This is a genomic window from Candidatus Poribacteria bacterium, assembly GCA_009839745.1.
Taxonomy (GTDB): Bacteria; Poribacteria; WGA-4E; order WGA-4E; family WGA-3G; genus WGA-3G.
The window spans coordinates 1-15,854 of sequence record VXPE01000068.1; the positions used below are offsets into that span (position 1 = coordinate 1).

The following is a 15,854-nucleotide window of genomic DNA, read 5'->3' on the forward strand; positions in this document are numbered from 1 at the left end:
AAGGGTTCTCTTTATTCAAAAAATTGGGAAATTAATTATCAAACTCACGTTAATAATAAAAAAACTGATAGCCGACAAACTGACAACTAATTAGTGAAAGGGAAGAGTGTGGAACAACCTATCTATGGATTGACGGTTCGCGGGGTAACGAAACATTTCCATCGGACTAAGCGAACGAACGATAAACCGCGTTTTCATCAAAAACTTCAGCATATATTCAGGCGCGAGAAGGAAGTCATCCGCGCAGTTGACGACATCTCTTTAGAGGTAAACATCGGGGAAATCTACGGGATTCTCGGCGCGAATGGTTCAGGAAAATCGACGCTGCTCCTGCCCGACGCTGGGAGTATTCAGGTCTTCGGAGACGACGTAGTGAACAATAGTCTGAAGGTTCGACAGGTGATGAACCGTGTCTCTGTTGAGGCTTCTTTCTTTAAACGTCTCTCTTCGGAAGAGAACCTGATTTATGCTGCCCGCCTCTACGGGATCCCCGCTCCCGAAGCCGAACGAAAATCAAAACAGATTTTGGAAAGACTCGGTTTTGATGCAGATCGGATGAACGAAGAGATGGAGCATCTCTCGCGCGGCATGCAACAGAAAGTCGCCATCGCACGTGCCTTACTCACCACTCCCATGCTTCTCCTGCTCGATGAACCCACGACAGGACTCGATCCGAAATCTAAACGCGATGTGCAAGCCTTTATTGAGGATATCCGTCGAGAACGGAACGCTGTCATTGTGCTAACGACGCACGATATGGCGGAGGCAGAGCGGTTGTGCGACAAGATCGCGATTATTGATAAAGGACAGTTTATCGCAGAAGGAACGGTAGAGGAACTCATTGCGAATGCCCCATCGCAGAACGGGGTGCCAGCGACGTTGGAAGACGTGTTTATCGCACTAACGGGCAAAGGGATTGAGGAGGAAGACTAAAGTTATGCTGAATCTTGTCCGTGAAACGATTGTCTCTTACGCGTTCATTGAACGGAACTTCAATCTACTGAAGCGGTATCTGAGCTGGGAAATCCTCTTTTTCAGTTATTCGATCGTCAATGCGCTAACAATCGGCTTGATTATGGTAGGGCGTGGCAGCAGTGAAGATGTGCTTTATCTGGTCATTGGCGCATTAATCTGGGGGTTTCTCTCCGTTATGATGCGTGAGGTAAGCGATGCGATTACATGGGAACGGTGGGAAGGGACGATTGAATATACTTTCATGGCTCCGATTTACCGCATCACACATCTTGTGGGTTCATGTCTATTTGCGATTCTGTACGGGTTGCTTCGGACGGCTTTGGTTTTGGCGATAATGCCCCTCTTTTTTGGAGAACACATTGACTTAAGCAATGCGAATTGGTTAACACTGGTGGTCACTGTTCTTATCTCCAGTCTCTCTTTCATTGGGATCGGTCTGATGGCGGCGATCTTTCCATTGCTCTCACCGGAGAAGGGACAAGCCGCAACGGGTATTATTCAGTCAATGCTACTTTTAGTCTCCGGTATCTACTATGAAATAGAGGTGTTACCGGCATGGCTTCAACCGATTTCCCAAATTTCGCCTGCCACGTATACACTCAGATCGATTCGTGCAGCGATGCTTGAGAACGCGTCCGTTGAGAGCCAAATAGGCAATTTGTCTTTACTCCTTGTCATTGGTGTCCTCCTCATTCCACTTGGATTTTGGGTTTTCCATTTGGGTGAAAAATACGCCAAACGCGTGGGTAGGTTAAAAAGGAGTGGATAGGACTGAATTGGGTCATTGTACTACATTGAATTATCATGGAGGAGTTGATGTCAGGATATTATAGATTTCCAACAATTGGTCAAGATACCATTGTTTTTGTATGTGAAGATGATTTGTGGAGTGTTCCAACCGAAGGTGGAATTGCGCGGCGACTCACGTCAAATCTCGGTGCGACGAGTTCTCCACGCTTGTCACCGGATGGTGAATTGCTCGCGTTCACGGGACGCGAAGAGGGTCCGTCAGAGGTGTATGTGATGCCTGCCCTCGGCGGCGAAGCGAAGCGACTCACCTATCAGGGGAGCAACGCTGCTATTGTCAGCTGGGATGCCGATAGCAAGACGATTCTCTATGCCAGTAATGCGGGGTTGGCATTTGATCCGTGGATATGGAAAATCTGTGCGGAGGGAGGCGAACCGCAACGTTTATCCTACGGTCCTGCGAACCATATCGATTTCAGCGGTGATGGCGGCGTTGTCCTCGGTAGATTGACCCGTGAACCCGCGCGCTGGAAACGCTACCGCGGCGGCACTGCAGGACAAATTTGGATTGATCCCGAAGGGGATGGGCAATTTCAACCGCTCGCACCCGTAGATAGCAATTTCACGACACCGATGTGGATCGATGGACGTATCTATTTTATTTCTGACCATGAGGGTGTTGGCAATATCTATTCCTGCCTCCCTACGGGTGACGACATTCAACGCCACACGCATCAGGATACCTACTACTGTCGTTCCGCGCAGACGGATGGCACGCGTATTGTCTACCACGCCGGTGCCGATCTGTTTGTTTATGAAATTGGGAACGACACTGAAATCCGTGTTGATGTCGAATTTCGAAGCCCACGGACCCAGCGGCAGCGAAAGTTCGTCAGTCCATCATATTATCTGCAAGATTATGCCCCGACCCCGGACGGTCACGCATTGGCAGTGACGGTTCGAGGGAAACCCTTTACGATGGCGAATTGGGAAGGCGCAGTGCTCCAACACGGCGAGCGCAACGGAATACGCTATCGCTTTACGGAGTGGCTCAATGACGGTAAGCGTCTTGTTACGCTCTCCGATGCTGAGGGCGAAGAGGCACTTGAAATCCATACACGTGATGGGAGTGCCGAGGTTCTTCGGTTTGACGCGCTTGACATCGGACATGTTCGACAACTTGCGGTCGCTCCGCAAACCGAAGGCGATGAGAAGGATCAGTTGCTTCTTATCAATAATCGTCTTGAACTTTTACACATTGATTTAGAGACACAAGAGATGCGGGTACTCGACAAAGGGCATTATCAGAATATCCGAGATGTCGCGTGGTCGCCTGATGGTAGATGGTGTGCGTATAGTTTTGCCTCTACGGAAACCACGCGTTCAATCAAACTCTGCAAGATTGAAACGGGTGAGACGTGGTTCGTTACGGATCCAGAATTCAACGATTTCGGTCCAGCGTGGGATCCAGAAGGGCAGTATCTCTATTTTCTCTCTTACCGCGAGTTCAATCCGGTCTACGATGCACTCCATTTTGATCTTGGGTTTCCTACGGCAATGCGTCCGTTGTTGGTGACCTTGCAAAAAACCTTGGGCCATCCGTTCATCCCTGAACCTCGTCCGCTTGAGGAGGAGAAAGAGGATAAAGATGAAGGAGAAGCGAGACAGGATGACGAGGATATGGCATCTGATGAGAACTCTGAGCAGAAGCCGGAGAAACGCATCACGATAGATCTGGAAGGCATTACACAGCGCGTCGTCGCCTTCCCGTATCCGCACGGACATTATGGGCAAATCGCTGGTATTGAAGGCAAAGCACTTTTTACGGCGTTTCCGGTCCAAGATACACCCCCAGACGATGATGAGGACAGCAGACCGAGAGGTGTGCTCCATGCCTACGACTTCAAAGAACAGAAAAAGGAGAGGCTGGTCTCCGGCATTAATGATTTCCAACTTTCGCGTGATGCGAAAACGCTTGTCTATTCCACTGGAAATCGGTTGCGCGTTATCAAGGCAGGCAAAAAGACTGAAGGCGATTCCAAGTCTGGGAGTCGGGGCGGTCCGAGTCGACAGACGGGTTGGATTGACATGAGTCGTGTCAAAGCCTCCATCGTTCCAACGGCTGAGTGGCATCAGATGTATCGGGAGGCGTGGCGGCTTCAGCGGGATTACTTCTGGACAGAAGATATGTCGGATGTGAATTGGGAGCATGTGTATCAACGGTATCTACCGCTTCTTAAACGGATCGCAACGCGCGGTGAATTTTCGGATTTGATGTGGGAGATGCAGGGGGAACTCGGCACTTCACATGCGTATGAAATGGGTGGAGACTATCGGAACTCACCGAATTATGCGCAAGGATTTCTCGGTGCGGATTTCGCTTACGATGCGGAGCACGATGGGTATCGCATCACGCACATCCCGCGCGGCGACGGCTGGGAGTCAACGAAGGATTCGCCGCTGAATGCCCCCGGAATTAATGTCCGTGAAGGCGATATTCTGCTTGCTATTGCCGGACAGCGTGTCAGCGAAACGGTTTCGCCGGGTGAACTGCTCGTAAGTCTCGCGAATCAGGAGGTTCAAGCGGCCTTCCGAAACGCAAACGACGGTGAGGAACGCGTCGTCACGCTTAAAGTGCTGCAAAGTGAAAGCCAGCTTCGGTATCGCGAATGGGTATCCAAAAATCGACGGTATGTCCATGCAAAAACGGAGGGTAAAGTCGGGTATGTGCACATTCCTGATATGGGACGCCGTGGGTATGCGGAGTTTCACCGCGGTTTTCTCGCTGAGGTGAGTTATCCCGGTCTGTTGGTTGATGTCCGCTACAATGGCGGTGGACATGTTTCGCAACTGCTTTTAGAGAAGTTATCTCGCCGTCGGATTGGGTATGACGTTCCGCGGTGGGGCACACCGCATCCATATCCAGATGCCTCTGTTTTGGGTCCGATGGTGGCTGTCACGAACGAGAACGCAGGTTCCGATGGCGATATTTTCTCGCACTGTTTCAAGTTGATGGAGTTGGGATTACTCATCGGCAAGCGGACATGGGGCGGTGTTATCGGTATCTCACCGCATCAGGCGTTTGTAGATAGAGGCGGCACGACGCAGCCGGAGTATTCGTTCTGGTTCGTTGATGTTGGCTGGAGCGTTGAGAACTACGGGACGGATCCAGATATAGAGGTGGACTATCGTCCACAGGATTATGCGACTGAAGGCGATCCGCAGCTGGACCGCGCAATTGAAGAACTCCTCCGCCAGATGGAGGAGAATCCGCCCGAAGTTCCCGATTTCGGTGAGCGTCCGCGTTTGACCTTACCCACACTACCAAAGGTGTGATATGAGCGAACACAGTTTTCCCTAACTGGTCGGCGCAGATTCTAACCTCGCTAATGAATGGTGATGCCGACAGATTATTTGTGGATGGCCTGGAGCGGTTAGGAAACCGCTCGTACCGTGGCTGAGGGTTGAAACTGCTAATTTGAGAAGAAAGAGCATAAAAACATGCGTATACTTTGTGCGAACGTAGGGAGTACCTCGTTCAAATACCAAATCATTGATATGGAGACTACGACCTCTCTCGTTAAGGGAGGCGTGGACCGTATCGGTAATTCACCATCTGCTTTCACACACGCTGTGCCGGGGAAACCGTCCCATGAAGGCGAAATTGATGCGCCGACACATACTGCTGCGATTGCGCACGCCATGGATCTAATCACCGATGCCGAAGTCGGATGTTTTGAAGATTTGGGGCAATTGGACGGTGTCGGATTCAAAACCATTCTTGCCCGAGGGTACTGGCGTTCCGCCCGGATTACCGAAGATGTGATAACCGCGCTGGAGACATCTATACCCCTCGCACCGATGCATAACCCCGCATATATAGCCTCTATCCGTGCCTTTCAGGAGTTGCTTCCCACAACCTCGCTCGTCGCAGTCTTTGAGACGTGGTTCCATCAGACGATTCCGGATTACGCCGCCGAATTCGGTGTGCCTCGCTTCTGGGTGGAACAGCACGACATCCGTCGTTACGGCTATCACGGGGCTTCACACCGATACATCTCTGAACGCGTGCCGCAGTTGCTCGGACGGGAAACAGGGGACGGGTTACGTATTATCTCTTGCCATCTCGGTGGAAGTTCATCTCTCTGCGCTATAAAAGACGGAGAATCTATGGATACGTCCATGGGCACATCTACGCAATACGGGATGATTCAGTCTACCCGTTGTGGCGAGTTAGACGCGTTTGCAGTGCTGTATATGATCGACAAAGAGGGATTCTCTACGGATGAAATTCGTCGTCAATTGGTTGAAGATTCCGGCTTGAAAGGGATCTCTGGCACGAGCGGCGATATGCGTGATATAGAGGCTGCGATTGAGATAGGAAACGATGATGCCCGATTGGCACTGGAGACTTACGTTTACGGTGTAAAAAAATATATCGGTGCGTATATTGCTGCGCTTGGCGGAGTAGATGTGATCGCTTTTGCTGGAGGTATCGGCGAGAAAAGCCCCATCACGCGAGCGAAGATCTGTGAGGGACTGGAATGGTACGGTATCCATTTAGATGCCGTAAAGAATGCGCAATTAACAGGCGAAGTCGATCTCTCAGCGGCTAACAGTCGTGCCAAAATTCTGGTTGTTGCTACGAATGAGGAATTGATCGTTTCACGTGAGACGGCGCGGGTTCTCAAAGGGCGCGATTGAAGATCGTTCACATCAAGTATTCTCGTTCCCGGAAAATTCGGATGGCGAGCCACAGCAGCACGACTGTCAGTATAACGATTATTAGAAGTGCTACCCACGCGGATAGCGGTGAGGTTCCTAAGACTGCATTGAAATCGCTTCGAGGGAGTTTATACCGGGGAAATAGCGTAAAAAGATAGTGTGATATAGAAAGTCTCTTGATGCCCGTTGCCATAATTGGCACCGTGGTGATACTTTCCCACCCCATCAAATAGAGCAGTCCCCACAGGACTGGATTTTTGAATTTAGCTGCCAGCAGTGCAGCGAGTGCCCCGTAAATTAACAGGGCTAATGCCATTGAAGCGGTGTAACGTAGGCTCATACCCAACTGGAAAAGCACACCGTTCTGTAGTTTTGGGTGTGTTATCAGAATGCCGGTCAGAATCAGATGAGATATTCCGATAAGCGTAATCGTCCCGACAAGATACGCGGCGAATTTGCTAAGGAGAATCGTTGATCTGTGGAGCGGGCGCATCTGAAGATACGTCAAACCTTTTCCGTCAATCTCATCTGAGATGATTGCGGTGCCGTAGAAAATTGCGGATAGGTTCACCAAGAGTCCATAAAGTGCCAATGTTATCTGTGGGATAAATCGGTTGACACTTCCACTCCCTTGTGCCATGAACCTAAATGCAAGTGTTATGGCAAGTGATAGCAAACATCCAAGCAGAATCAGGACGGTTCGTTTACTCCAAAACATTTGACGGAGCGTCACTTTAAAGAGTGAGAAATAGGCAGGGAACGATTTTGTGCTGAGAGACATTTATAACCTTTCAGTTGATGAGAATCTTAGATAATATTAACATTAATTTTGAGGTTTCGCAAGTTTTCTTTCGGATCATAGGTGTTAATTATCAGCCATTAGCAGTCAACAACAGAGGGATACTACTGATAGAAACCGAAAACTGAATGCCTTTCTGGCGATAGCAAACTTTTCTTGCATTCCGTTTATACCTATGTTATCCTATTTACACAGAAACAGGTAATAGGGGAACAAAACGATGAAATTAGGTTTATGCACCATTGCCTTTCAGGAAAAACCGCTGGAAGAAGTCATCGATATAGCGGCAGATTACGGCTTTGATGGCATCGAGATTTGGGGGAAGTCGCCCCACCTGCCAGCCGACTACGACGAAAATTACGTCAAAAACGTTAGGGACATGGCGCACCAGAAGGGATTGTCGATTTCAGCGTTCGGCTCTTATGTGGAACCGTTAATGGACCTACACCAGCAACACTTCGAGGAAGCCTTCAAGATCGCGCATGAATTAGGCACAGATCTCGTCAGAATTTGGTCTGGCGGCGGGCCCTCCAAATCCATCGCGCCTTCCGATAAACGCCTGATTCTCTTCCGCTTGGTAAGCCTTGCCCAATGGGCAAATTTCCGAAATATTCGACTTGGTCTCGAAATGCACAATAACCATCTCACCGACAATGTCGCCAGCATCTTGGAGGCGATTGGAGGGGTGGGCGTGCCTTCACTGCGAACTTACTATCAACCCCTTTCACGTTCAGATGCCGACGAACCACATACTGCCGCTGAAAAACTCGCTGAACATATCGTAAACGTCCACGCTCAAAATTTTGACGAAACCGGAAAAGGATGTCCCATCGCAGACGGTGTGGTGGATTATACCCGGATCGTTGAAACGCTGAACACAGCGGGATACGATGGATACTTAGAGGTAGAATTCGTCCATGGTGATAACAAATTGGAAGCCCTTCAACGCGATCGCGACTACCTTGCGAGTTTAATTAACACCACAAATGGGGAAATGCTGAAGGATCTCAACATCGCACCCGTCTAAAATTGATATAAATAAGTCTTAAAACAGAGAAACGGGGATCCGCATGCGGTTAGAAGTTGGCATCATCGCACTGGTAGAAGAGGTCTTCGGAATAAGCGCAGAACGCCGGACCCAATTTGACTGGCTTCGGAATAAACCACGATCCAAAGATTTCGGTGAGCATTACGATACCATGATGGCACTCTATGCTGAATTAGACGGGGATTGGCAGCGCACAACGGCGAAAGCTGATGGTCACCTAATTCCCGATGCCTATTTCCCGGAACCGTACCACTTTATCTTTGAATTTGACGAACTTCAACATTTTACACACTATCGAGAGCAGACCCTCCGGTTCTACCCAGCGGACATCCCGCTCGCTTATGAACCGCAGAAATACCGTCAGTTTTGCCGACAACACCATGTGGCAGCACTCGCAAAAGGACCGGATCGGTTTCGGCGGCACACAGCGGATTTTCCATACGTCAACGGTCGCGCCGCACAACGCGCCTTCTTCGATACGTTTCGGGACTGGCTACCCGCCCTGCACGGTCTCAACCCAACCGTGAGGTTAGCCGAATTTGAAGTATCATCTATTCTCAATGGACAATTAACAGGAGATGCCGCAAGGACCTATATGGAACGTTTATTGTGCGAACGCCTTAAAATAGCTTCAACCGCTACAAAAAACACAAAAGGTAGGATAAACACAACTACATGAGCAAGCGAAAGCCTGAAAAGGTGAACCTTTCAGAATATCCACTGCTTCAGATAATAGGACAAACACCGCTCGCTAAAATAGATCTTTTTGCAAACGAGTTACCGAACGTTGACATCTACGCGAAGGTGGAAACCTACAACCCCGGCGGCTCGATTAAAGATCGACCGGTCTTAAGGATGCTCACTGAGGCGATTGCATCGGGAGAACTCACACGCGAAAAAGTTATCCTCGACTCCAGCTCCGGCAATGCAGGGATTGCTTACGCGATGATAGGTGCCACACTCGGCTACAAAGTCGAACTCGTGATCCCGGATAACGCCAGCGAAGAACGAAAAAAACGTATCCACGCGCACGGTGCAGACATCATCTATACGGAGGCTATCCTCGGTTACGATGAAGCCCTTCGAGAAGTCGATCGGCGTTATGAAGCGGATCCTGAGCGGTATTTCTTCAAATCGCAATACGAAAACGATAACAATTGGCGCGCCCATTATGAAACAACGGGTGTCGAAATTTGGAACCAGACAGGCGGAAAAGTTACACACTTTGTCGCAGGTGTGGGAACGGGTGGCACCATCACAGGTGCCGGTAGACGGCTTAAAAGTTATAATCCCGACATCCAAGTCTGTTCCATTTCACCAGAGGCGTTCCCGGGCATTGAAGGGCTCAAACCGCTCGGACATCCAGACGACATCGTTCCAGAAATCTTGGATGAATCCGTGATTGATTGCCGTATCCCCGCCACCATTGAAAATGCACACGAAATGTGCAGTCGACTCGCACGACGAGGGTGGTTCGTCGGACAATCTTCGGGCGGCTATCTCTACGGCGCGTATAAAGTCGCCCAACAAATTCAGGAAGGTGTTATCGTCACAGTGTTTAATGATTTGGGAGAACGCTATTTCAGTACAAGATTATGGGATTAATTTTAATAATTCGCAAGGTATAATTAAAAAAATGGAAACAACCGTTATTCCGTTTCGAGGCTTACGCTACAACGCGACTCAGGTGGAAAGCATCGAGAACGTCATCGCCCCTCCTTACGATGTCATCAAATCCGATGAGCGGGTCGCTTTAGAGGCACGCCACCCTGCCAATATCATTCGTTTAATCTTAAGCCAACCGCAAGACAACGATACTGACGACGAAAATCAGTACACTCGTGCCGCTGTCCGCATGAAGCAGTGGATTTCAGATGGCACGCTCGTCAGGGACACAATACCCCGTTATTACATCTACGACCAATCCTTTAATGCCCCTGACGGAAAAAATTATACGCGTCGCGCCTTAATAGCACTCGTGAAACTCGAACCCTTTGAAAATCGGGTGGTTCTACCGCACGAAAAAACACACGCAGGACCGAAGGCGGACCGCCTCAATCTCATGCGGGAATGTCATGCCAATCTCAGCCCTATCTTCCTCCTCTACGCCGACCCCGCAGGGGATATTGAACGGATAATGGAGAGTTTCACCGATAAAAACCAGCCCCAGATTGACTGTCCTGAAACCTTTGGAAGCACACACCGACTCTGGTGTTTAGACGACATAGAACGCAATCGTGAGATTCAGGCTCTTTTCTCAACAAAACCGCTCCTGATCGCTGATGGACATCATCGCTATGAAACCGCTCTCGCTTTTCAAGATGAAATGGCGCAGCAGACATCAAACGGTTACGGCTATATGATGGTGAACCTCGTCAGAATGGAATCACCGGGGTTGGCGGTCTTAGCAATCCATAGACTCCTGTCTAACCTCAATGCAGATCGGATCGCATACGCTATCGCGAAACTGCCAGAGGCGTTTGAGGTGCATGAAATTGATACACAGGCAGCCCTCATGGCACAATTGGATACGATGAGAGGGAAATCCCCCGCAGTTGGCATGTACACAAGAGACGACACCTACCGTCTGTTGATTCCGCATTCAACGCTCCCGAATCAATTGGATGTAACGCTTGTTCAAGAAACCCTCATCAAAAATCTATTTCAGATTGAAACATTGGCGGAACACATCAGTTACACCGCATACGCAGATGATGCCGTTGCACACGTGAAAGAAGGAACAGACAACGTCGCACTCCTGATGAACCCAACCCCCGTTGAACAGGTCTTAGATGTGGCTATGGCAGGATCCACAATGCCACAGAAATCCACCTACTTCTATCCGAAGATGGCAACAGGGTTGGTCTTAAATTTGTTGAATGAATAACCCGATAAATCTTTGTGGGGGATGCTGTCAATAAAAATAAAACCAAACAGTAAGCCCGTAACGTAGTGGAGGGGTTTTTGCTTGGGCATTTCCGCTAGGTATACGGAGAGGGCGTTGAGATTTCCAAACCTGGCTTACCGAACCGCAAGGAAAATTAAAAGAATGTATTATGAACAGGAACGAGATACATTAGCATTTTCGCATCAATTATATGCGGAGACCCCGCGTCAACTCGCATTTCAGGCGACGAGCATTACAGAGGCAGAAGCCTGGCAGCGCGAACTCCGGGCAAAACTTATCGAATTAGTGGGTGGTTTTCCGCAGGAAACCTGCGACCTACACCCCCAAGTGCTGGATTCTTGCGAATTTCCGACCTATTTCCGCGAGACGGTGGAGTTTCAGAGTCGTCCACACGCCAATATTTTCGGGTATTTCCTTTCTCCGAAGCCTCTCGACAGTTCAACCCCAAACCCAACGATCCTTTGCTTAGCAGGGCACGGGCGCGGTGTAGATGATATTGTCGGAATCGAGGAAGATGGCACCCTGCGATCAGAATATGGCGGTTATCAGAACGACTTCGCGCTCCAATGCGTAGCAAACGGGTACACCGTGCTTGCCATTGAACAATTCGGGTTTGGTCACCGACGGGATCCGATTGCGCATGAGAAGGGTGGTGGGAGTTCTTCATGTCAACCGAGTGCTGGTGCTGCGCTCCTCTTAGGCTATACGATGGTAGGATGGCGGGTTTACGATGCGATGCGCGCCCTTGACTATCTGGCAACGCGCCCGGAGGTCGACATGAACCGCATCGGCGTGATGGGAATATCTGGCGGTGGTACAACGACCTTCTTCACTGCCGCAATTGATGAACGTGTCAAGGCAGCCATTGTGAGCGGTTACTTCAACACGTTTCGGGACAGTATCCTGAGCCTCAGCCATTGTATAGACAATTATATACCAAATGTGCTACAATATGCGGAAATGTACGACATCGCAGGGTTGATCGCACCGCGCCCCCTGTTCGTTGAATCCGGTACGGAAGACACAATCTTTCCAATTGAAGCCACCCGTTTTGCGGTTAACGCGGCAAAAGCAATTTACAAATGCTTCGATGCTGAAGACAAATTAGACCTTGAAGTATTTGATGCAGGACACAGTTTCCACGGTGTTGGCGCATTTGACTTTCTTAAACAGGTGCTATAAACAAGGAGAATCGAGTGGCAATTGAACTGTTTTCGATCGGCACGGAGTTAGTACTTGGTCAGATTCAGGACACCAACGCTCACTGGATTGCACAGCAAATCCTCCAGATTGGTGGGGAACTGAGGCGAGTCACAATGCTACGCGACAATCGCGAGGAGATGTCCGAGGCATTGGATTCGGCAATAGAACGGGAAACATCGCTTATTCTTACAACAGGGGGTCTTGGACCTACACCTGACGATATGACCGTTGCGGTGGTGTCTTCACTCATCGACACGACCTCTGTAGTGAACGAAGAAACCGTCGCCGAATATCGGAGACGCCGAGGGATGTCAGAGAACGATGTCATCAATGAAGCCTTGATGAAAATGGCGACTGTACCGGAAACGGCTGTCGTCTTGCAGAATCCTGCAGGATGGGCACCCTGTATCAGCGTGGCACACAAGTCTTCTACCATCATGATGATGCCCGGTCCACCGCGCGAGATGAAGGCAATTTTTGAAACCCATATTCAACCGCTGATCGCAGAACGTTACCGGGCAGAAATTACAACGACGCGGGTGCACGTCAATATGTTTGAAGCCGAAGTTTCACCACTCATGCAGAAAGTGATGGAACGCTACCCAGATGTCTATCTAAAGGCGTATGTCGCTCTCCGCGAAGCGGATGGGGACAAAATGCCGGTCGATCTTGTTTCAACAAGCACGGACAAAGCGGATGCCGAAACGCAATTGGAACTCGCTACGTCTTACTTCCAAGAACTTGTCGTTGAAGCAGGCAAATTTTTAATTTTACCTTCTTAATTTTACCTTTAACGCACGACAAAAAGGAGATTTATACTGTGAATCGCAGACCTTCAGGAAATTCAAGGAGACCGCAGACACGGCGGTCTAACCAGAAACGGAAACCCAAACCTAAGAAACGACGAGATGCCGATGCCAAATTGGATACTGAAGTCCAATCCGAAGGCGAAGAGCAAACCTCCTCCGCTAAAAAGGATAAAATAGAGGTGGAAGGCACGGTCGTGGAACCCTTACCCAACGCGATGTTTCGCGTGGAATTGGAAAATAAGCATCAGATTCTCGCACATATTTCCGGCAGAATGCGGAAATTCTTCATCAAAATTTTGCCCGGTGATAAGGTGACTGTAGAACTCTCGCCTTACGATCTTACACGGGGTCGTATTACCTACCGGAAAAAGTAGTTTCCAAATAGACTCGTAGGCGCGGTTTTTCCGCCGCGCATCGGTCATCAATTTTCGTAAGCCTGAACACCTCAAACCATGCCCTGTTTACAAAACTGATTTTATCACGCTTTCGGATATTCATAATGAAACCTGCCGGATTAATTCACGCCAATCTCGCCGCTGAAAAGGAAACAGCCCGACTCTTGGAGGCTATTGAAGCGAAACAGAGGCAGGTAGAAGAACTTACAATAGCAATCGAGACGTTGAGATCAGAAGTTGACGTATTTGAGAGACGCTACAACGCTCACATCAGTCGATACTACCTCGAACTTGATAAAGTTGAACTCGAAATGAAGGAGTATCGCCTCCGTCTGCAGCTGCGTCGAGAAAACATAAGCGAAGAAGAGATAGAAGCGCGAGTAGAATCGTGTTTCAGGGCAAGCCGCGCACGTGTTGACGCTTACGAGGCAGTAAATGAAGCAGAACCAGCACCTCCAGCGGATAAACTTCCTGATGCCAAAGCGAAACATTTACAAGACCTCTACCGCAAACTCGCCAAACGGTATCATCCAGACAAAACTATAGACACCGAGGAATCGGAACGACGCGAACACCTCATGCCGCTCATTAACCGTGCCTATAACGAATACGACATTGAGACCTTAGAGCGGTTAAGCCTCGGTGAAACAGAACTAAACGTCCCTGAAAAAACAGTGATTGAGAAGCGCAAAGCGTTACAAACAGAACTGCGACAGCTTAACCGAGCCGCGAGCCACTTGCGATTTGAGATAAACCGACTCAAGACGGGACGCACCTATCAACTGAAACAACAGGTAGAAACCGCCAAAAGAACGGGGACAGATCTCCTGACGACCCTTGCCAAAGATTTAGAGCGAAAAATCAAAGCAAGCCGAGGGCAACTTGCACGCCTCATGAATATGTGGCACCGTGCGCAATGAAGGATTTTTAATTTTACCTTGCGGGAGAACGATGCGAATTGAAGGAATGAATTATGCAACTGAAACAGGACTTACGCAATTTTGACCGTAGCACGTTCTGTTAATGGGGATTCTCGAAAAACCGTAGACAGTCTACTGACACAAACTAACAGTTTGTGCTACAAAAGTGTAGCGCGCGTGAGTCCTACAACGGAAACGTGACGCGCCGTCCCTCTTGTGCGGATCGGTATGCCCCTAAAACCATCTCTACCGCAACCCGTCCATCTTCCGCTGTGACATCGGGGTCTGTCCCGTTTTTCAGGCAATCGATAAAGGGGCGCGGGACACCACCAATCCGTTCGCCGTGACCCGCCGGGATTGGGATACCCAAATCCTTCCACAAGGGTTCATCACGCGTATACAACTTAAGTGCGACAGCATCTGCAGGGCGCGGGATATTGCATGAGGGGGCATCGCCGTAGTTCTGAATGACCACGCCTTCATCGCCATAGATTTCAGTGGTATTCTCACCGGCGAGTGTAACCGATGTATTCAGCAGAATCGCCATCTCACCCCCCGCAAACCGATAGACAGCCAACCCTGTGTCATCAGGTGCAACATCCGTCAAGATATTATCAATTTCGGCGATGACACGCGTCGGTTTCCCGAGCATCCAGTGGATAAAATCGGTTGCGTGAGAGGCATCGTCCATGAACATCCCCATGTTTTTCTTCGGATCGATGTGCCAACGGCTGGGTCCCGTCACAAAGGCTTCACTAAACAACGCATTGATACAGTGTCGGCGACGCAGCACACCGATCTTTCCCAGAACACCGCTGTCAATGAGTTCTTTCATTGCGATGTTTGCTGGATCGCGTCGCATCTGATGACCCATCATAAATTTCACACCCGTCTTCTCGACGATCTCGGCAATGCGATCACAATCTTCCAAGGTGAGAGCCATCGGTTTTTGGCAGAGGATGTCCTTCCCATCGGATGCTGCTGCGACCACCATCTCGGCGTGTCGATTCGTTTCACACGTCACGATAACAGCGTGAATCTCCGGGTGGTTAGTAATATCTTCAAGGTGCGGCGAGTAACGCATGTCGTATTGCGTTGCCGCGGCTTCTCCGCGTTCAACATTATCGTCCCAACACGCAACGAGTTCAACATCGTCAAACGTCTGCATCTGGTTGCAGTATGCGTTGGCGTGTCCGTGTGCGAAGCTGATGATGCCGATACCAATTTTCGTGTTCATATATTAACTTATCCAATCTACGAGTATTTGTTGTGAATCTATTTCTGGGTTGAAAACCTGTAATCCTTCAGCACGCGCAGCGCGGAGA

At 49.5% G+C, this 15,854-nt stretch carries 14 protein-coding genes; 12 read left to right on the forward strand and 2 right to left on the reverse strand.

Annotated features, from left to right (window positions below; all coding sequences use genetic code 11):
• Positions 1-120: 120 nt before the first annotated feature.
• The 4 genes from F4X88_10955 to F4X88_10970 all read left to right on the forward strand — a co-directional run bounded on the left by F4X88_10955 (position 121) and on the right by F4X88_10970 (position 6,426).
• Positions 121-933 (forward strand): ABC transporter ATP-binding protein, encoded by an 813-nt coding sequence (locus tag F4X88_10955; protein ID MYA56806.1) that lies wholly within the window; start codon positions 121-123, stop codon positions 931-933.
• Positions 934-937: 4 nt separating this feature from the next.
• Positions 938-1,744, forward strand: coding sequence for an ABC transporter permease (locus F4X88_10960; GenBank protein MYA56807.1), 807 nt, complete (start codon positions 938-940; stop codon positions 1,742-1,744).
• A 47-nt stretch (positions 1,745-1,791) separates the two neighbouring features.
• A complete protein-coding gene (locus F4X88_10965) occupies positions 1,792-5,058 on the forward strand; it encodes a peptidase (GenBank protein MYA56808.1) in 3,267 nt (1,088 codons plus the stop codon).
• A gap of 165 nt (positions 5,059-5,223) precedes the next feature.
• Entirely contained in the window at positions 5,224-6,426 is a 1,203-nt protein-coding gene (locus F4X88_10970; GenBank protein MYA56809.1) for an acetate/propionate family kinase, read from the forward strand.
• 7 nt (positions 6,427-6,433) lie between these two features.
• On the opposite strand, the gene F4X88_10975 is transcribed toward F4X88_10970, so the two are convergent.
• Positions 6,434-7,228, reverse strand: a complete 795-nt coding sequence (locus tag F4X88_10975; protein MYA56810.1) for an ABC transporter permease subunit — start codon at positions 7,226-7,228, stop codon at positions 6,434-6,436.
• Positions 7,229-7,466: 238 nt separating this feature from the next.
• Between F4X88_10975 and F4X88_10980 the strand changes: the two genes are divergently transcribed.
• From F4X88_10980 to F4X88_11015, 8 genes are all read left to right on the forward strand, one after another.
• Positions 7,467-8,273: a sugar phosphate isomerase/epimerase gene (locus tag F4X88_10980; protein MYA56811.1), complete on the forward strand. Its 807-nt coding sequence runs from the start codon at positions 7,467-7,469 to the stop codon at positions 8,271-8,273.
• A 43-nt stretch (positions 8,274-8,316) separates the two neighbouring features.
• Positions 8,317-8,973 (forward strand): hypothetical protein, encoded by a 657-nt coding sequence (locus F4X88_10985; GenBank protein MYA56812.1) that lies wholly within the window; start codon positions 8,317-8,319, stop codon positions 8,971-8,973.
• Positions 8,970-9,899, forward strand: a complete 930-nt coding sequence (locus tag F4X88_10990; GenBank protein ID MYA56813.1) for a cysteine synthase family protein — start codon at positions 8,970-8,972, stop codon at positions 9,897-9,899. Before F4X88_10985 ends, F4X88_10990 begins: the two co-directional genes overlap by 4 nt.
• Positions 9,856-11,181: a DUF1015 domain-containing protein gene (locus F4X88_10995; protein MYA56814.1), complete on the forward strand. Its 1,326-nt coding sequence runs from the start codon at positions 9,856-9,858 to the stop codon at positions 11,179-11,181. Before F4X88_10990 ends, F4X88_10995 begins: the two co-directional genes overlap by 44 nt.
• Before the next feature lie 162 nt (positions 11,182-11,343).
• Positions 11,344-12,384 (forward strand): prolyl oligopeptidase family serine peptidase, encoded by a 1,041-nt coding sequence (locus F4X88_11000; GenBank protein MYA56815.1) that lies wholly within the window; start codon positions 11,344-11,346, stop codon positions 12,382-12,384.
• Positions 12,381-13,187: a competence/damage-inducible protein A gene (locus F4X88_11005; GenBank protein ID MYA56816.1), complete on the forward strand. Its 807-nt coding sequence runs from the start codon at positions 12,381-12,383 to the stop codon at positions 13,185-13,187. The genes F4X88_11000 and F4X88_11005 overlap by 4 nt, the downstream gene beginning before the upstream one ends.
• Before the next feature lie 140 nt (positions 13,188-13,327).
• The gene (infA, locus tag F4X88_11010; protein ID MYA56817.1) at positions 13,328-13,588 is read left to right on the forward strand and encodes a translation initiation factor IF-1; all 261 of its coding nucleotides are present in this window, start codon (positions 13,328-13,330) and stop codon (positions 13,586-13,588) included.
• A 125-nt stretch (positions 13,589-13,713) separates the two neighbouring features.
• A complete protein-coding gene (locus F4X88_11015) occupies positions 13,714-14,529 on the forward strand; it encodes a hypothetical protein (protein MYA56818.1) in 816 nt (271 codons plus the stop codon).
• 184 nt (positions 14,530-14,713) lie between these two features.
• Here F4X88_11015 and F4X88_11020 read toward each other — a convergent pair whose 3' ends face one another.
• Complete coding sequence (locus F4X88_11020; GenBank protein MYA56819.1) at positions 14,714-15,766, reverse strand: Gfo/Idh/MocA family oxidoreductase; 1,053 nt, start codon at positions 15,764-15,766, stop codon at positions 14,714-14,716.
• Positions 15,767-15,854 lie beyond the last annotated feature (88 nt).